This is a genomic window from Pseudomonas sp. ML2-2023-3 (genome assembly GCF_037055275.1).
GTDB lineage: Bacteria > Pseudomonadota > Gammaproteobacteria > Pseudomonadales > Pseudomonadaceae > Aquipseudomonas.
The window spans coordinates 3242467-3260375 of sequence record NZ_CP146343.1; the positions used below are offsets into that span (position 1 = coordinate 3242467).

The window sequence follows — 17909 nt, forward strand, 5'->3', positions numbered from 1 at the left end:
TTTGCTATAGGGCATCCGATGAAAACACTGGCCAAAACCCCCGTCACCATCGTTACCGGCTTTCTCGGCTCGGGCAAAACCACGTTGTTGCGCCATATGCTCGATAACGCACAGGGCCGTCGCATTGCCGTGATCGTCAACGAATTCGGCGAGTTGGGCATCGACGGCGAAATTCTCAAGCAGTGCACCATCGGCTGCACTGAAGAAGAAGCCAACGGTCGCGTCTATGAATTGGCCAACGGCTGCCTGTGCTGCACCGTGCAGGAAGAGTTCTTCCCGGTCATGCGTGAGCTGGTGGCTCGTCGTGGCGATATCGATCATATCCTGATCGAAACCTCCGGCCTGGCCCTGCCAAAACCGTTGGTGCAAGCCTTCCAGTGGCCAGAAATCCGCAGCGCCTGCACCGTGGATGCGGTGATTACCGTGGTCGACAGCCCGGCCGTGGCCGCTGGCACCTTTGCCGCGTTCCCGGACCAGGTTGATGCCCAGCGCAAGCTTGATCCGAACCTGGACCATGAGTCGCCGCTGCACGAGTTGTTCGCTGACCAACTGGCCAGTGCCGACCTGGTGATCCTCAACAAGGCCGACCTGATCAGCCCTGAAGACCTGGCAAAAGTGCGCGCCGAAGTGGCTGAAGAACTGCCGCCAGCGGTCAAGATCATCGAAGCCAGCAGCGGCCGCTTGCCGTTGGACGTGTTGCTGGGTCTGGGCGCAGGCTCTGAAGATCATATCGATGGCCGCCACAGCCACCACGACCATCACCACGACGGCGATGATGACCACGACGATCACGACCACGACGCTTTCGACTCGATTTCCATCGAGCTGCCGGAGGGCGAGGAGCGTGTACTGATGGAAGCGCTGACCCAGTTGGTGGTCAAACACGGCATTCTGCGGGTCAAGGGCTTTGCGGCGATCCCGGGCAAGCCGATGCGTCTGCTGATTCAGGGCGTGGGTACGCGCTTTGACAAGCACTTCGACCGCGCCTGGGGCCGTGACGAAGCGCGCACCACCAAGCTGGTGCTGATCGGTCAGGACCTCGATGCTGCACTGCTCGAATCCACCCTGCGTACAGCGTTGAGCGTATAAACCATGCATTTGCTCAGGACCCAGCCCGGTGGCTTTGTATCGGATGACAATATTGCCGACTTGGGGCAGACCCCCGCCGAGCTGGTGATCCTGTGCAGTGGTGATTCAAGCCTGGCACTGCTTGCCGAAGCGGCACAGCAGTTGCCTGAAGATTATCCAAGCCTGCGTCTGGCCAATCCGATGCAGGTGCAAAACCATGGTTCGGTCGACTTGTATGTCGATCAGGTGCTGCAACACGCCAAGGTGATTTTGCTGTCGTTGCACGGCGGCATCGGCTATTGGCGCTACGGCATCGAGCGCCTGGTGCAGCTGGCTGAGCGTGGTGTCACCCTGATTCTGGTACCCGGCGACGACCGTCCCGACCCGGAACTCAGCGCGCTGAGCACCGTCCCGGCCGAGCAGGGCGAGCGTCTGTGGCACTTTTTGCGCCAGGGCGGGCGGCATAACGCCCAACAGCTCTATCGTTGCCTGGCCAGTCAATGGCTGGGCCGCGATTATGCATGGGATGAGCCGCAAACCCTGCCGCGCACCGCGATTTATCATCCGGTGCACGCCAATGCCCAACTCAAAGACTGGCAGGCCCAATGGCTCGTCGGGCAACCGGTTGCGGCGCTGTTGTTCTATCGTTCGCACTTGCAGGCCGCCAATACCGCGTTTGTCGATGTGTTTTGCCAGCGCCTTCAGGCCGCCGGGCTCAACCCTTTGCCGATTGCCGTGGCCAGCCTCAAGGAACCGGGCTGCCTGACCGTGGTACAGGACCTGCTGGACGACGTTGAGGCCGGTGTGATCCTCAACACCACCGGCTTTGCCCAGTCGAGTCCGGAAGCCCCGCATTTGCGCCCGTTTCGCCGCAATATCCCGGTGATCCAGGCCATTTGTGCCCAGGACAACGAGCCCGGCTGGCAAGTCAGCGAGCAAGGCCTGGGGCCACGGGACCTGGCGATGCATATCGCGTTGCCCGAACTGGATGGGCGAATCATCAGCCGTGCGATCAGCTTCAAGGATCTGGCATGGCGCAGCGAACGCAGTCAGTCGGATGTGGTGTGTTATCGCGCCCATCCCGAACGTATGGATTTTGTCGCAGAACTGGCGCGGCGATGGGTTGATCTGAGCCGTGTGGCGAACCCGCAAAAACGGATTGCGCTGATTCTGGCCAACTATCCGACCCGCGATGGCCGGATCGGAAACGGTGTGGGGCTGGATACCCCGGCGGCCGCGCTGAATATTCTGCGTGCCTTGCAGGCCCAGGGGTATCCCGTGGACTGCGAGCTTCCCGAGACCGGCACCGCGTTGATCCAGGCTCTGCTGGGGGGCGTCAGCAATGATCTGGACAGCCTCGATCTGCGTCCCTGCCTGCAAAGCCTGGCGCTGGATGAGTACCTGGCGATGTTCAATGGCTTGCCCGAGATCAATCGCCAGGCGGTGATTGCACGTTGGGGCGAGCCGCAAAACGATCCGATGTTTCGCAGTGGGCGGCTGATGATTGCCGGTCTGCGCTTTGGCCTGACCTTTGTCGGGATCCAGCCGGCGCGGGGTTATCAGGTCGATGCCAGTGCGGTGTATCACGATCCGGATCTGGTTCCGCCACACGCCTACCTGGCGTTCTACTTCTGGCTGCGCAACACCTATGGTGCCCACGCCGTGGTGCATGTGGGCAAGCACGGCAATCTGGAATGGCTGCCGGGCAAGGGCGTCGGGCTGTCCGAAAACTGCTGGCCGGACGCAATTCTGGGGCCGATGCCCAACGTCTATCCCTTTATCGTCAATGACCCGGGCGAAGGCGCCCAGGCCAAGCGGCGCACCCAGGCGGTGATCATCGATCATCTGATGCCGCCGCTGACCCGTGCTGAAACCTACGGGCCGCTGCGTTATCTGGAGTTGCTGGCCGACGAATATTACGAAGCGCAGTTGCTCGACCCCCGACGCGCCCGTGAGTTGCAACGGGACATTCTCGCCCTGGTGCGTGAAACCCGTATCGACCGTGAGCTGCAACTGGACGAGAAGCTGGACAGCGATGCCGACGCTGCGATCTGGCTGCCACGGCTGGACACCTATCTGTGCGACCTCAAGGAGTCGCAAATCCGTGATGGCTTGCATATTTTTGGTGAGTCGCCTGCCGGACGCTTGCGGATCGACACCTTGCTGGCGTTGCTGCGCATCCCTCGCGGCGATGGTCGTGGCGCGCAATCGAGCATTCTGCGGGCGCTGGCCAAAGCCTTTGAGCTGGGCTTTGACCCGCTGGACTGCGCATTGGCCGAGCCCTGGACGGCGCGCCAACCCGCGGTGCTGCAGGCCGTCACTGCTGAGCGCTGGCGCACGGCGGGGGACACCCGCGAGCGTCTGGAGTTATATGCGGCGCAACTGATTGAACAGGCTTTGGAGGGCACGCTGCAATTGCCCGACACCGCGCAATGGGCCGAGGTCAGGGGGATTTTCGACGCACTGCTTGATGTCGTCGCGCCGCGTCTGGATGCCTGCGGGCCGGCCGAGATGCAGGGCCTGCTCGATGCCCTTGGAGGGCGTTTTGTGCCGGCGGGGCCCAGTGGCGCACCGAGTCGCGGACGCCTGGATGTGCTGCCCACCGGTCGCAACTTTTTTTCAGTGGATGTGCGCAACCTGCCGACTACGACGGCCTGGCGTATCGGCTTTCAGTCGGCCAACCTGATTCTTGAGCGTCACTTGCAGGATCACGGCGACCACCTGCGCCAACTGGGCTTGTCGGTGTGGGGCACGGCGACCATGCGAACGGGCGGCGATGATATCGCCCAGGCCATGGCACTTATGGGCGTGCGCCCGGTATGGGCCACAGGCAGCCAGCGGGTGGATGACTTTGAAATCCTGCCGGTCAGCCTGCTGGACCGTCCACGGGTGGACGTGACCCTGCGGGTTTCGGGCTTCTTCCGGGATGCTTTTGCCAATCTGATTCGCCTGTTCGATGCCGCCGTGCAGGCCGTGGCGGCACTGGATGAGCCGGATGATCTGAACCCGCTGGCAGCCAAGGTGCGCAGTGAGCGTGAGCAGCTGGAGCGCGATGGACTCTCACCCGAACTGGCAGCGCGCCAGGCCGGCTGGCGGGTGTTTGGCGCCAAGCCCGGCGCCTATGGCGCCGGGGTGCAGAACGCAATTGACGGTCGTTTGTGGCAAAGCCGTGATGACCTGGCCCAGGTGTACCTCAACTGGGGCGGTTATGCCTATGGCGTGGCCGATGAAGGCACGGCGGCCCGCGGCCAGTTTGCCCAGCGTCTGGGGCAAATGCAGGCCGTGGTACAAAACCAGGACAATCGCGAACACGACCTGCTGGATTCCAATGATTACTACCAGTTCCAGGGCGGCATGCTGGCCGCTGTGGAGACGTTGCGCGGGGAGGCTGCAGCCAGCTATCACGGCGATCACAGCCAGCCGGACTTGCCGAAGATTCGCACCCTGAAGGAAGAGCTGAACCGGGTGATCCGCTCGCGGGCAGCCAATCCGAAATGGATCGACGGGGTCAAGCGCCACGGTTATAAAGGCGCGTTCGAAATGGCCGCGACCCTGGACAACCTGTTTGCGTTCGATGCCACCACGCATTTGATCGACGACCATCAATACGCCTTGCTGGCGGATGCCTACCTGCTGGACCCTGATACCCGCGAGTTTGTTCGCGAGCACAACCCGCACGCGTTGCGTGACATGACCGAGCGCTTGCTGGAGGCTCAGCAGCGCGGCCTTTGGAGTGAGCCCGGGGAATATCAGGCGGCGCTGGAAAATCTGCTGCTGGATATAGAAGAAGAGTGAAGGGCTTTTTGAAGTCGATCAACATTCTACGATTTGGAACCCGAAAACATGACTGACACCCCGCATTTCCCGTTATCGGCGGTGGTCGGCGCGGACTCGTTGAAGCTTGCGCTGTGCCTCACGGCCATCGACCCCAGGATTGGCGGCGTGCTGATCGAAGGTCCCCGTGGCATGGCCAAATCTACTCTGGCCCGTGGGCTGGCAGATCTGCTCGCCAGCGGCCAGTTCGTGACCCTGCCACTGGGTGCCACTGAAGAGCGTCTGGTCGGCACCCTCGATCTGGACGCCGCACTCGGGCAAGGCAAGGCGCAGTTTTCACCGGGTGTGTTGGCCAAGGCCGATGGCGGTGTGCTGTATGTCGACGAAGTGAATTTGCTCGCAGACCATTTGGTGGATGTGCTGCTGGATGTGGCTGCAAGCGGTACCAATGTGGTCGAGCGCGATGGCATCTCCCATCGCCATGCTGCGCGTTTTGTCCTGATCGGCACCATGAACCCGGAAGAGGGGGAGTTGCGTCCTCAACTGCTCGACCGCTTTGGGCTGAACGTGGTCATGAGCGGTCTGCCGCAACCGGCCGAACGGGCACACATTATCCGTCGACGCCTGGCCTTTGACGCTGACCCCCAGGGGTTTTGCGCACAGTGGGCAGAGGCGCAGACGGCCCTGCGCCAGCGTTGCGAGCATGCACGGGGATTGCTGGCGAGCATCGCCCTGGACGATCAATCGCTCGCGGTGATTGCCGAGCGCTGTTTTGCAGCGGCGGTCGACGGTATGCGTGCCGATCTGGTGTGGCTGCGTGCTGCACGGGCCCATGCCGCCTGGCGTGGCGCCACGGCAATCAGCCTTGAAGACATCGATGCGGTGGCCGAATTTGCCTTGCGTCATCGGCGGCGCGAGCAGGCGGGCCAGGCGCCGACACCGGAGCAGCCGCATTCACAGCCTCAATCCAGCACGCCTTCATCCGGTTCCGGCCAGGGCCAGTGGGGCGAGTTGCCAGCACAGGCCCAGGCGATGGGTGCGCGCCGTGAAGTGCCGAGCTGGCCAAAAAAGTCTTAGGCATTCGTCCCCGATCCGATGTGGGGGCGGATGCCAGACCCCAGGCGGGTCATCTCGCAACGGGCAAACTGGGCGCAAGCCTCAGTGCCGGCAGCGGGATGGTCGATTGGGTGCAAACCTTGCTCCGTGGCCGTCCACGTCTGCGCGCAGATCTGCGCCATAAAACCCGCAAAAGCGCCGCCCAGGAACTGTGGCTGGTGGTGGTGGATGCATCGGCTTCAACCCGGCGGCATCAGGCCCTGAGTGATGCCAAGGGGCTGCTCGCCCAGTTGTTCGAGGATGCGTATCGCCAGCGTGCCCGGGTGGCCGTGATGACAGCCAGCGGCAATTCGCCTGTGTGGCAGGTCACGGGGGTAAAGGCTTCGGCGGCGCTCAATGAGTGGTTGGCCCAGCTGGGCGCCGGTGGTGGTACACCGTTGCTGGAGGCCCTGCAGGAAGTCGCGAAGTGGCTTGATCGGCGGCGCAAGCAGTTGCCGCAGGAACAGCAGCGATTTTTGCTAGTGACCGATGGCCGTTTGAAAGAGTGGTCGGCGTTGCCCGAAATCAGCTGCCCGGGGCTGTTGATCGATATCGAGCGGGGCCCGATTCGTCTTGGTCGCGCGCCTCAATTGGCGGCGGAGTTGAAGGCAGACTACCTGCACATCGATGGCTAGAGGCCAACTACCCCTGCGGGAGCAAGTCTGCTCCCGCAAGGAGGGGCAATCTGGCAGCCTTATGCAGGCATTACCCAGGGTTGCAGGGTGTAGCCTTCGCTGCTGATCTCGGCGCGGGCTTGAGCCAGCAGGCTTTCGAGTTGGGCGGCGTCTGCGCAGGCGCTGCGCGGGATCTGTTTGCGGCCGATACGGGTGTTGGTGCGGTCAATGACCGTCAGGCTCAACTCGCCGTGGCCATCTTGTGCAGCCCAGGCGACGCATTGAAACGGTTCAAAGGCGTGGCCGGCAATCAAAAGTGCTTCGTTGAAACGGAGCGGGGCGTTCATAGGGTTTTCTCTCAAGTATGCCCATCAAATGATTAACCGTCGGCTGGGCTTACCGTTCGGTTGCTTACTTGTACTGATGACCTCAGACCGGCATCAGGTCACACACTTTTCCTACTTTTTTAAAAGTTTTTTTACCCGACTGATCCAAATCAATTTTTTGCGCTCGCAAACACCCTTTTGATTATCCAATTGAGTGCACACCGCTCAATTGGCTATTAGGGATATAAAGAAAAGATCCTGAAAGCTCCCACAGCCTTGCTAACGTTACGCTTGGATGGAACAAAGGACTGTTTTTATTGATTTTTTAATTTTTTGGCGCCAAGGAACAGTCATGCTCACGATGTCATCTCCCCGACGTCTGCTGGTCGTTGATCCCTGTGAAGATTGCCATGAAATACTCCCTGGTTTGCGAACCATAGGCTGGTCGGTAGACAGCTGCACGCTGGCAGGTGTTATTGACCGTTCGTGTGATGTTGGCCTGTTCCGGCTTCAGCCGTCCCACCTCGAGCGTCCTGAAGCGGTTAAAGACATGATCAGTCGCAGCGGCACCGAGTGGATTGCGGTGCTGACCCCCGACGTCCTTAAACTGAAGAACGTGGGGGACTTTGTTTGTGAATGGTTTTTTGACTTTCACACCTTGCCCTTCGATGTTTCGCGGGTTCAGGTCACGCTTGGCCGGGCCTTTGGCATGGCCTGCTTGCGGGGTCAGGCTTCACCGCTCACTTTGCCCCAAGAGGATGAGCTGCTCGGAGACAGCCGATCCATGCGCGATCTGCGCAAAATTTTGAGCAAGTTTGCCCCCACCCAGTCTCCCATCTTGATTCGGGGTGAAAGCGGTACCGGTAAAGAGCTGGTCGCGCGCACCCTGCATCGGCAATCCCAGCGCAATGGCAAACCTTTTGTCGCGATCAACTGCGGATCCATTCCCGATCATTTGATTCAGTCGGAACTCTTCGGCCATGAGAAAGGCGCGTTCACGGGCGCTCACCAGCGCAAGATCGGACGGATAGAGGCGGCCAATGGCGGCACGCTTTTTCTGGATGAAATCGGCGATCTGCCGATGGAGCTGCAAGCCAATCTGTTGCGTTTCTTGCAGGAAAAACACATTGAGAGGGTCGGTGGCAGTCAGCCGATCCCGGTCGATGTGCGCGTTCTTGCGGCCACTCACGTCGATCTGGAAGCCGCCATTGTGAGGGGGCGCTTTCGGGAAGACTTGTACTACCGGTTGAATGTATTGCAGGTGATCACGGCGCCACTGCGTGAACGTCATGGCGATCTGGCCATGTTGGCAAGTCACTTTGCCCGTTACTACAGCCTGGAGACGGGGCGTCGGCCGCGCAGTTTCAGTGATGATGCATTGATTGCCATGGGCAATCACGGCTGGCCCGGCAATGTGCGCGAGCTTGCCAACCGTGTGCGCCGTGGATTGGTACTGGCTGAAGGTCGCCAGATCGAGGCCCATGACCTGGGGCTGGACTCAAGCCCGCTGTTTGTCGGTGAAATGAGCACACTTGAAGAGTACAAGGACCGCGCGGAACGCCAGGCCCTGTGCGAGGTGTTACACCGCCATAGCGATAACCTGAGTGTGGCAGCGAGGGTGTTGGGGGTGTCGCGACCTACGTTTTACCGGTTGTTGCATAAGCACAATATCCGCTGAAAAACAGAAGGCCCGCCGCGTTTGAACGCGGCGGGCCTTTTTGTGCGGCTTAGAAGTAGTACGGGAATTTCAGGCTGAAGGTGAAGTCCGGTGCATCATCCGTCAGGCCAATCGACAGGTTTGGCACGATGGTCAGGTTGTTGGTGGCGGCAACCGTCATGCCGACGTTGAAGTAGCCTGCGTTGGCATCACTGGTGGTGACTGTTTGCCAGTCCCCGCCATCCTGCTTGAGCTTGCTCTTTTTCTGAATCAGGTCAGACACCGAGAACGACATACTCATCTTCTCGTTGAGGGCGAACGCCACACCCGCGCCAATCTGGAAGCTGTCACCCAGTTTGACCTTGCCAGGCTGCTTCAGATTTTGCGTTGAACTGATGTCGTCAAACGACTCTTCAAGGTTGTGGGTGTAGGAGAGGGTACCGAACAGTACGGCCGGGTCGAAGGTCTTGACCAGGGAGATAGCCGGGCTGATGGACCACACACCATTACCGGTTGGCAGGTCTTCAGGGGTGAATACGTTGGTGTTGTCAGGCGACTGAACCAGCTTGATCCCGAACGGATCCTTGCCGGTAGGGGCCTTGACCCGCACGCTGAACACCGCATCCGGGGTGTTTACCGACTCATCGAGGAACTTGTAGGCGACACCGAAGTTGACGTCACCAATGGTCGGGTCACGCGTGACGGTTTGCTCGGAAGTCGCCTGGGCATCACCGCCGTTGGCACCACCGGACTGGTAAGTCGATTCACGGTAGACCACTGGTACGTTGACGTCGAACTGCCAGCGGTTATCCAGGTTGTAGCGGCCGGTCAGATCCAGCGTCCAGTTGTCGGCCTTGATCCGGTCCAGGTTCAGGTTGCCCAGAAAGATCGAGTCCAGGGCCAGGAAGCCGTTGAGGATCAGTTGGCGGGTGTCATAACGGGAATAGGTAACGCCTGTTTCGAAACTGAACTTGCCACCGCCGAAGAAGCCGCTGGCTTCGTCGTACAGGTTGACCACACTCTGGGCCGGTGCGGAGTCATCCTTCAAGGCGGTCCCGTAGGAACTGCCGCCTGCAGCAACGGCTGCGCCTGTGGTACTGGCGCCTGCAACTGTCTGATTGCCTTTCATGTCGGCTGGAGATTTGGCCAGGCGACGGGGAGCAGGTGTTGCGGGCTGGTCTTCCACTTGACGAACACGCTGCTCAAGCACAGCCAGGGCTTTTTGCTGCTGATCGTAACGTTGGCGTAGCTCCAGTAATTCTTGTTTTAGTAGCTCTACGTCCGAACCAGGTGCTGCATACAGCAGTGCTGATGGGAAAATAGTGCTCATGCATACAACTGCGCGAAAGGTAAACGATCGGTGCATGAAATAAGCCGTCCAGATAAGCCAAGTCGTAGGACCTGAGCGTAGTTCAATATCCCATATTGCGTAGTCCTTTTAGCTGACTAAGATTGCAATCGAGTGCACCGGGACTGGGCATGTTATTGCGCAACACCACATTCAGTTGGGTCATGTTATTAACCATGTTGCCGCCCCCCAACAGTGTTGTGCTCTGCAATACGCCCCCTTGGGCTATTTGTTGCAGTGAATTGCCTTGATTGTTGTTAGCCTGGATCGCTAGTTGGATGCCTCCGTTTACGGCAGACACCGTCAAGTTGCCTGCGCCGCCTGTTTGGGTAATCGGGTTGTTGGCGGTCAGCAACACGCCTTGCTGGTTAACCGCAGGTGCCTGATTGGCCTCGGTCACATTGATATCAACATTGTTGTAAGCGCTGTTGTAATCCCCCGCAGCCCGCACGCTCTGGGTCACGCCCTGGCCCGTGGTCAAGCCCACGCCTCCGGTCACCGAGCCGGTACCGGGTGAACCGGTGGGGCCATTACCGGCAGAACTGTAAGTGGAGACATAGAACTTGGGCTCAATGGTGTTTTGCACATACATGGAGGTGCTGGCACCCACTACGCCGCCATTACTGCTGGTCCAGGTACTGTTCATTACGATGCCGAAACTGATGATTCGTCCGGGCATGACATAACGTCCACGCAACTCGGACATTTCATTGTCTTTCAATTCGACCGGTTTAAAGGTCGATGCGGCCTGGGCGGGCAGACTGGCCGCCAGGCAGGCGGCAATCAGCCAGATTGGAGTTTTCATGTGCTGCTCCAGGAGCGCGCAGCTCCGTAGTCATGCTTGGCGCACCTAAAAAAAGTCGCTTTGAATAAAACCAAAGTCCATGAGCTCTGCATCTTTTACCGGACTGAACCCGTCCAGCTGGTTTTTAGCTGTCAGCGGAGCAGGGGGCGACAGTAGGGCGTTGGTTTTGTCGTAACCGGGGCCGATGATGGCAAACACGATGCCATTCCAGCCTTTGATAAAATCGTCATGGGAATAACGTTTGTGGCCAAGTACAGGGTCGCCGATGTAAACCCAGTCTTTCTGGGTGCGTTGCAGGACGACAAAATGCTTGTAGCCACGGATCTCCAGCAGTACCACCACGGGGATGTTCACACTCTCCAGGCTTTGCGCAGGAATTCGGTAACCCCGGGCGCGCATGCCGATACTTTCAACGTAGCGCTTCATGTCGAGCATTGAAAAACCCTGAACGCGCACCAGGTCCTGATCTGCGTTCTTCAGCATCCCTTTGATGATCTGGTCTTCGTCGACGTCCAGCCAGTAGGCCTGGCGCAATACGGTGGCCAGTGCTGCTGCGCCGCAACTGAAGTCGGTCTTTTGTTCGACGATGTCCTTGAAGCGCCGCTCACGAATGCTCTGTACCTGTTTGAAAACCAGATTGCCGCCAGGCATGGCGGCGACGGACATTTGTGCGGCCTGGGTCATCCCGGTGATCCCGGTCAAGCCAAGCATGAGGGCGAGGGCGACAATACGCATGATTGATACGCCTTGTATGAAGAGAAAGGGTCTCGTAAACGAGACCCTCCTTTACCGTCGCTATTACATGCAGACTTTGCAACCTGCAGCGATGGACAGCGAGTTGCTTTGTTGGTTGCCTACACCAGCCGCGATGTTGGCACCACCATTACCCGACATGCCATTGAACGAATGGTCCATGGTGGCGTTGTTGATGACCGGGGTTTTGTTGTGGCTCCAGCTTGGGCCCCAGGTGTTCACATTGCTCAGGTAGGACGCGCCAGCCTCGTTGATAACCGACAGGTTATTGGAGGTTTGGTTGGCAGTTGCGCCTGCGGAAGCGATGCGGCCGTTGGATACGGCGATGGCCAGGTTGTTTTTCTGTTGGTTGAAGTCGCCCGCAGCCACGTTTATACCCACGTTGCCTGAACTGCCATTGCCCGAGCTTTTGAGCATGGCGTTGTTTTGGGTGCCGTAGTTATGATCGTTGTTGTGACTGTTGGTCTGGGTTGCACTGGTCAGGGACGCAGCAGTACCAAAGACAAACGTTTCGTCAGCGGTTGCGATCGCAACGGCGTTGTCTTGTTGGTTGCCCGAGCCAGCGGCGGCGTTGACGCCCATGTTGCCTTCAGCACCTTTGACCGAGTCTTTGACGGTTGCGGTGTTTTTGATCGCTTTGTTGGTCACTTTGTTGTTGTGACTGTTTTGCACGTCAATCACAACAGCTGCCGCCGCTGCATTTGGGTCCAGTGTATAGGCTGGTGGAGCTGGTGGGCCGTATGCGTGCGCTGATACGGCCACCAAAGTGGCAATGGCGAAAGCAAGAGGTTTCAGAGCGATTGAAGTTTTCATGGTGATTCTCCGTGCTTCATTAGTGTGTTAAGTGTTGGCACTTTCTAATTGCACTGCGTTGTTATCGGGTCAGTCAGCAACCCGTATATTCAGGGTGTTAGCCATGCGGTTCCCCACCCCTGCACTCTGGTTCAACTGCACCACCCCTCGGCTGCCGGTGAAGGCCTGATCGCTGGTAACGACCTGGCGACTGCCGCTGGCGGGGGTTGCGGTTCCCGAGTTTGGTACCAGCGCCACGTTCTGTTGTGACAGGGCGCTGTCGTCCATACCTTGCGGTTGGGCACTGATGCCCACTCGCACGGTATTGACCATCTGGTTGTTGGCTCCGGCGGACTGGTTGATACCGATCACACCGCTGCCATTACTGAAAGAGTTGCCGCCAATGACTGCCTTGGCATTAAGCGAAGGGTCGGCCGGGGTATTGATTTTCTGGGTAACGGACGTTGAGGCTTTGGCCTCGGTACCGATGGCAATGGCGCGGATGTTGACTTGTTGCTGCTGGTCGCCCGCAGCCTGGTTGATGGTGACGTTGCCGTGGTAATTGGCACCCGAGTTGTTGATCTCGGCGTTGTTGTCAGAGGCCGCCAGCACACTTGAACTGGCAAGCAGGGCGGCAATCACCACAGGCAGGCTGTAGGCAGTCATGTTATTTCCCCTGGCTCAATATAGAGAGCGGACGCATACCCTGGCTGATGCTGTTGCCGATGGTGTCGGAAATGGTGCCGCCGCTCCCACCGCCATGGCCGTTGGTCATGCCTGGCAGGCCGTTGCTGGTATTGAGCCCTGGCAGACTGTTGCCATTGGGCATCATGGTGTGCCTGATCGAGGTACCGGTGCTGACACCGGCAAAATCGCCATCATTGAGTTCGCGGGTACCGCCCATCACTTGTGCCAGAGGGCTGGCATTGGCGGTAACAGGGTCGGGATCGGGATGCATGGCGGGGGTGCCCACCGGCTGAGGTTGGACAGTACGTACAAGCACTATCTCGCCACTACCTGCGGCCTGTACTGCGCTGCACACGCCCATCAAGGCGCTCAGGCTGCAAGCCATCAGCAGGTAACGGTTACCACGATATAAGTGCCCCATGACTGTGCTCCCTTTTCGACGCTGGCCCTAGCCAGCGTGATAAGGAAAGAGCATGAGCTGTGCCGCTTTTGAATTAACGTTGTAAAACAATAGCTGGCAGCATGATGGCAATTCCGCTTGAGCCGAAGTGTAACGAGCGTGAGATAACAAGGAGCCGGTCAGCGCCTTTATCTGTTGGGCAGGCGCTATTTTTAGAGGCCAACAGGGCCTGTTTCATGAGCGTTACACTATTCGTGTTTATGCCGCAGGTCGGTGTTTTAGCGGTGTTGCGGGGGGTTGCATGTAACAGCAGTGGACATATTAAAAGTGCTGAATCCATTAAGTTGTTGGTTAATGAATTGCACTTTTTAGTGGGCTATAACTTACTGACTAATACTTATTGAATAAGTTTCCTGAGCGCTCATTAATTTATTGACCGCCTCGCAGGCGTGTTGTTGTCGAGCCTGCCAATCGCCCGTGATGACTTGCAAGGGTTGGTGGTGGTCTGTCAGCCATTGATGGCTGGCCCTGAAAAATGCCTGGCGTTCAACCAGTGAGGGTTGGCAACGTTGGCCGTCAGCGGTCCATTCCACATCGTCAGGGGACAACAGCAGATGCAGATCGTATTCGCGCTTTAGCAGCTCGGTTTCCAGCCAGTCCGGACAGTCGCCGAACAGCGTCTGGCTCCACAGGATGTTACTCAGCAAATGAGTATCCAGAATCAGCAGTTCGGGCCGTTTGGCACGTGCCTGGTCTTCCCATTCGAGCTGGCCGCGAGCGATCTGTGGAATATCCGCCAGGCAGGTGTCGCGAGGGTTTTGCTCGATAAAGTAGCGAACATATTCGCCCACCAGAATGCCGCCAAAACGCTCTTGCAGCAGCGCTGCCAGCCAACTTTTACCGCTCGATTCCGGCCCTGCCAGTACGACCACCTTCATGTGCGTAGCGCCGGGTCGCGGCGCCAGTCACGCCAGCCTTGAATGGCAATGACGGTAAACAGCGCGTAAAGGCCGGCCGTGAGGTACAGATCCTGCCAGGCGAAAAAGCCGATATAGAGCACGTCGATCACACACCACAGCGCCCAGCATTGAAGGCGTTTTTGCGCCATCCACACTTGTGCGACCAGGCTGAAAGCGGTCAACGTGGCGTCAGGCCAAGGGAAGCTGGAGTCAGTCCAATGGGCCATTGCAGCACCCAAAGCAGCACTGCCTATGACGCCCATAGCGAGGCCGAAGAGCACGTGCAAGGCACTGAGTCGAGAAACCACGCGGCCTTCATGTTGCGAGCCTGCGCGGGTCCACTGCCACCAGCCATAGACTTGCAGCACGGCAAAAAACACCTGCAGGAGCATGCCTGAATACAGTTTGATCTCGAAAAAAATCCAGCTGTACAGCAGCACCATCACCAGGCCGATGGGCCAGCACCAGGGGTTTTGTTTGACTGTTAACCAGACGGCGATGACGCCGAGTGCGGCGGCAAACAGTTCAAGCCCTGACATTGGGATTCCTTGGAAGAAAGTGAAGGGCGGGAATTGTACCTATTTGTGGGGGTTGTAGCTGCTAATAGCTGGGCCGGGCTTGCTCGCGATGGCATCACTGGGTTCAACCTGACAGACCGCAGCGTTTGCATCGCAGGCAAGCCAGCTTGTGTCTTCAAGGTCTCTTAAACTCAGAAGGGTGAGAGCAGTGGATGGCAGACTGAAAGCCAGCGGTGCTTAAAGCACGAGTGGGAGCCAAGTCGCCATCCACCTCTCACTCTGACCAGAAGCCCGAACAGTTGCATGAGCGGCAAACTCGAAATCACAAGCTAGGGATAGGTCAGAGTGCTCTCACTTCTTGAGTGTAAGAGGACTTGGCGATGATTTCCTACTACGTTGGTCTCGATGTTTCGAAAGCGACTGTGGATGTGGGGTTTCTTCCTGCAAATTACCCACAGTTTCAGGTCAGTAATGACCTTGAGGGCTTCACTCGGCTGATCACATGCCTGAACGAGCTTGAGGTGGGGCGGATCTTGCTTGAAGCCACCGGCGGCTATGAAAGGGCATTGCTCAGAGCCTTGCGGTTGGAGGGTTTGAATGTCTTTCGCGTCAATCCCAAACGCGCTCGCGACTATGCGAGAGCTATGGGCAAGATAGCTAAAACCGATAAGATCGATGCTCAGATGCTGGCGAAGTTTGCGAGAGATTTCGAGGACTTGCCGCATGTTGAACCGAATAAGGATCGGGATGAGCTGGGCGAATTGCTCAAGCTGCGAGGCAGCTTGGTCAAGAGCCGAGACAGCGACAAGCGCCGGATGAAGCAAACCACATGCGCTAGAGCCATATCCACTTACACCGATCACATCGCTTACCTGGAGGGCCAGATCAAGTCATTGGGTAAGGAGATTGAAGATGCCTCGACCGTGCTGGATCAGGAGAAAGCCAGGCGACTGAGGTCGGTGAAAGGGATCGGAGCCATCACCTGCGGAACGCTCATGGCATTTCTTCCTGAGCTCGGAACCGTGTCGGGACGCAAGATTGCGGCTTTGGCAGGGTTAGCGCCCTACAACAACGATAGTGGCAAGAAGAGCGGCCCCCGATCAATCGAGGGCGGGCGCTATACAGTGCGTGGCGCAACCTATATGTCGACCTGGTCAATGGTTCAGCACGATCCGCAAGTCAAAGCCGAATATGAGGCTCTGCGAGCGCGAGGCAAGCTTGCGAAGGTCGCTGTTGTGGCATGCATGCGTAAGCTATTGATTCGTCTTAACGCAATGCTGCGAGATGGCACGGGTTGGAGGGAGAAGAAATCTCAGGCCCCGCATTTTGATAACAAATGAGGGGCACTTTACTGAAGCGAGGGCTTCGCCAGTAATACCGCTACGCGGTATCGCTGGCGAAGCCATGTCCGAAAGGATTATTTGAAAATAAATCCTCAATGACAGTTGCTCCCACAGGTATTGCGCCGACCCTGTGGGAGCGAGCAAAACGGCCTGTCGCGATCAACGCAAATGCAGCAGCACGTAATCATTCTTGTCGAAGCGCCCGCTCAGTGCCGGTGCAATGCTGCCCGGCTCGCTGCCCTGCAAGGCCTCATAGTCCTTTCTGTCCATCACGATCCAGGCCGGTGCGCGCAGTGCTGTCAGCTCTGCAGGTGACTGGGTGAAAAGCGGCAGCAGATCCCGGTCCACGTTGACCATGAATTTGATCGCCTTGGCGTCTTTGCCCATGCCGTGCAGCACCACGGGCGCCGGGGCCTGATCGATCAGTTGCAGGGCTTTGAGGGTAAAGGTGCGCGTGTCATACAGAGTGCGCTCTGCCGGTTCAAAGACGGTGATATAGCTGCTCCACAGCGCCAGCACGGCACACGCCGCCAACCCTTGAGTGCGCCACCGGGCTTTGAACAACAGGCCCAGGGCCAGAACCTGGAGAACCGCCAGGATGACGAAGGTAGCGGTCAAGGGCGGCAACTGCTCGCCAAAACGCTTGCCTGCAACGATCAGGCCGATGATCAGCAAGCCCGGCAGGATCAAGAACAGCCCTTGAATAAAGCAACGTAAAACGCCAAACACCCGACCGCTCATGACTTGAAACGGATAAGCCGCAATGATCGCGGCCATTGGCAACATGGGCAGGAGGTAGCGGGCTTTTTTCGCTTGAGGAATCGACAGGCCGATCATGACCACCAACGCGGCCGCCACACAGTATTTGACCAGTTGCAGCGACGGTCCCGACTGTTTGCGCCCGGCAATCAGGATTGCCACCAGCACCACCACGGCCAGCGGGTAAGCCAGGGCGTAGTTGCCCACGGAGCTTGTGAAGTAATACAGCACGCTGCTTGCGCCTTCGGTGCCGTCCATGCGCCCGGTGACTTGCATGCGGATCACTTCGTGGACAAACGCCTCGCCACCACTGAGCCAGGCCAGCATCAGCAATGTGCCAATGCACGCGATCAACAACGCCAGCGCTTGTAGCCCAACGCTGATCAGGCGTCGCCATTGGCCGCCAAGCAGGTAGTAACTGCACAGGATACCGGTGGGAATCACCAGGCCGATCGGGCCGCGAATGGCAAAGCCCAGCACCAGCAGAGCCAGTAGCCAGACATGTCGTCGTGGCGCCCCGAAGTTGTCGTGGGCGTAAGCCAGATAGAACGCGCTGAAACTGACGGCTGCCAGCATCTGGTCCAGGGAAACGGCCCGGGTTTCGGTCACGAAGGTCATGCTCAGCAACAATAGGGCCACGCTGACCAACGCCCAGAGTGTGGATCGCGGTGCAACCAGGCGATACATCAACGTCACCAGGGTTGCGCTGGCGATGGCCGTGGGCAGCCACGCCGTCAGGCTGGTCACTTTGCCAAAGGGCAGCGACAGCAACCAGGTGAACACGGTCGAGGTTGCGCTGTAGTCGGCGTAGGGCTGGCCATAGGTCGTCGGGAAAAAGCCGGGACCGTTGCGCAGCATTTCGTTGGCAAACATGACAAAGCGCGAATCAAAACCGATCGCCGCCTCTTGATGGTTGCCCTGAATAAACAGCACTAATGCGAGCGCGCCCAGTATCAGGGATTGCCTGCGTAGGGTGAGCAGGGCTGTGGGGGTGAAATCGGCAGGCATGTC

At 58.5% G+C, this 17909-nt stretch carries 16 protein-coding genes; 6 read left to right on the top strand and 10 right to left on the bottom strand.

Going from position 1 to position 17909, the window contains the following annotated elements:
* Positions 1 to 18: 18 nt before the first annotated feature.
* From cobW to V6P94_RS14865, 4 genes are all read left to right on the top strand, one after another.
* Positions 19 to 1089 (top strand): cobalamin biosynthesis protein CobW, encoded by a 1071-nt coding sequence (gene cobW, locus V6P94_RS14850; protein WP_019827174.1) that lies wholly within the window; start codon positions 19 to 21, stop codon positions 1087 to 1089.
* Between the two features lie 3 nt (positions 1090 to 1092).
* The gene (gene cobN / locus V6P94_RS14855) at positions 1093 to 4863 is read left to right on the top strand and encodes a cobaltochelatase subunit CobN (protein WP_338647335.1); all 3771 of its coding nucleotides are present in this window, start codon (positions 1093 to 1095) and stop codon (positions 4861 to 4863) included.
* A gap of 48 nt (positions 4864 to 4911) precedes the next feature.
* Positions 4912 to 5919 (top strand): ATP-binding protein, encoded by a 1008-nt coding sequence (locus V6P94_RS14860; RefSeq protein ID WP_133079586.1) that lies wholly within the window; start codon positions 4912 to 4914, stop codon positions 5917 to 5919.
* Between the two features lie 98 nt (positions 5920 to 6017).
* Positions 6018 to 6572, top strand: coding sequence for a VWA domain-containing protein (locus tag V6P94_RS14865; RefSeq protein WP_133079587.1), 555 nt, complete (start codon positions 6018 to 6020; stop codon positions 6570 to 6572).
* Positions 6573 to 6631: 59 nt separating this feature from the next.
* Here V6P94_RS14865 and V6P94_RS14870 read toward each other — a convergent pair whose 3' ends face one another.
* The gene (locus tag V6P94_RS14870) at positions 6632 to 6898 is read right to left on the bottom strand and encodes a hypothetical protein (protein WP_095000290.1); all 267 of its coding nucleotides are present in this window, start codon (positions 6896 to 6898) and stop codon (positions 6632 to 6634) included.
* A gap of 331 nt (positions 6899 to 7229) precedes the next feature.
* Between V6P94_RS14870 and V6P94_RS14875 the strand changes: the two genes are divergently transcribed.
* The gene (locus V6P94_RS14875) at positions 7230 to 8555 is read left to right on the top strand and encodes a sigma 54-interacting transcriptional regulator (RefSeq protein ID WP_133079588.1); all 1326 of its coding nucleotides are present in this window, start codon (positions 7230 to 7232) and stop codon (positions 8553 to 8555) included.
* A 49-nt stretch (positions 8556 to 8604) separates the two neighbouring features.
* Here V6P94_RS14875 and V6P94_RS14880 read toward each other — a convergent pair whose 3' ends face one another.
* The 8 genes from V6P94_RS14880 to pnuC all read right to left on the bottom strand — a co-directional run bounded on the left by V6P94_RS14880 (position 8605) and on the right by pnuC (position 14817).
* On the bottom strand, positions 8605 to 9900 hold the full coding sequence (locus V6P94_RS14880; protein WP_133079589.1) for a transporter: 1296 nt from the start codon (positions 9898 to 9900) through the stop codon (positions 8605 to 8607).
* A gap of 46 nt (positions 9901 to 9946) precedes the next feature.
* Positions 9947 to 10687 carry a hypothetical protein gene (locus V6P94_RS14885; protein WP_133079590.1) on the bottom strand — a complete coding sequence of 247 codons (741 nt, stop codon included), beginning with the start codon at positions 10685 to 10687 and terminating at the stop codon, positions 9947 to 9949.
* Positions 10688 to 10732: 45 nt separating this feature from the next.
* Positions 10733 to 11422, bottom strand: coding sequence for a C39 family peptidase (locus V6P94_RS14890; protein WP_133079591.1), 690 nt, complete (start codon positions 11420 to 11422; stop codon positions 10733 to 10735).
* Between the two features lie 63 nt (positions 11423 to 11485).
* A complete protein-coding gene (locus V6P94_RS14895; RefSeq protein ID WP_133079592.1) occupies positions 11486 to 12253 on the bottom strand; it encodes a hypothetical protein in 768 nt (255 codons plus the stop codon).
* 69 nt (positions 12254 to 12322) lie between these two features.
* Entirely contained in the window at positions 12323 to 12898 is a 576-nt protein-coding gene (locus tag V6P94_RS14900) for an adhesin (protein ID WP_133079593.1), read from the bottom strand.
* A 1-nt stretch (position 12899) separates the two neighbouring features.
* Positions 12900 to 13340 (bottom strand): hypothetical protein, encoded by a 441-nt coding sequence (locus V6P94_RS14905; RefSeq protein WP_133079594.1) that lies wholly within the window; start codon positions 13338 to 13340, stop codon positions 12900 to 12902.
* Positions 13341 to 13702: 362 nt separating this feature from the next.
* On the bottom strand, positions 13703 to 14257 hold the full coding sequence (locus V6P94_RS14910; protein ID WP_133079595.1) for an AAA family ATPase: 555 nt from the start codon (positions 14255 to 14257) through the stop codon (positions 13703 to 13705).
* The gene (gene pnuC / locus V6P94_RS14915) at positions 14254 to 14817 is read right to left on the bottom strand and encodes a nicotinamide riboside transporter PnuC (protein WP_133079596.1); all 564 of its coding nucleotides are present in this window, start codon (positions 14815 to 14817) and stop codon (positions 14254 to 14256) included. The genes V6P94_RS14910 and pnuC overlap by 4 nt, the downstream gene beginning before the upstream one ends.
* 359 nt (positions 14818 to 15176) lie before the next feature.
* On the opposite strand from pnuC, the gene V6P94_RS14920 reads away from it, so the two are divergent.
* Positions 15177 to 16136, top strand: a complete 960-nt coding sequence (locus tag V6P94_RS14920) for a transposase (protein WP_326397315.1) — start codon at positions 15177 to 15179, stop codon at positions 16134 to 16136.
* A gap of 162 nt (positions 16137 to 16298) precedes the next feature.
* Here the strand turns inward: V6P94_RS14920 and V6P94_RS14925 are convergent, their stop codons facing one another.
* Positions 16299 to 17906 (bottom strand): glycosyltransferase family 39 protein, encoded by a 1608-nt coding sequence (locus V6P94_RS14925; RefSeq protein ID WP_338647348.1) that lies wholly within the window; start codon positions 17904 to 17906, stop codon positions 16299 to 16301.
* Positions 17907 to 17909 lie beyond the last annotated feature (3 nt).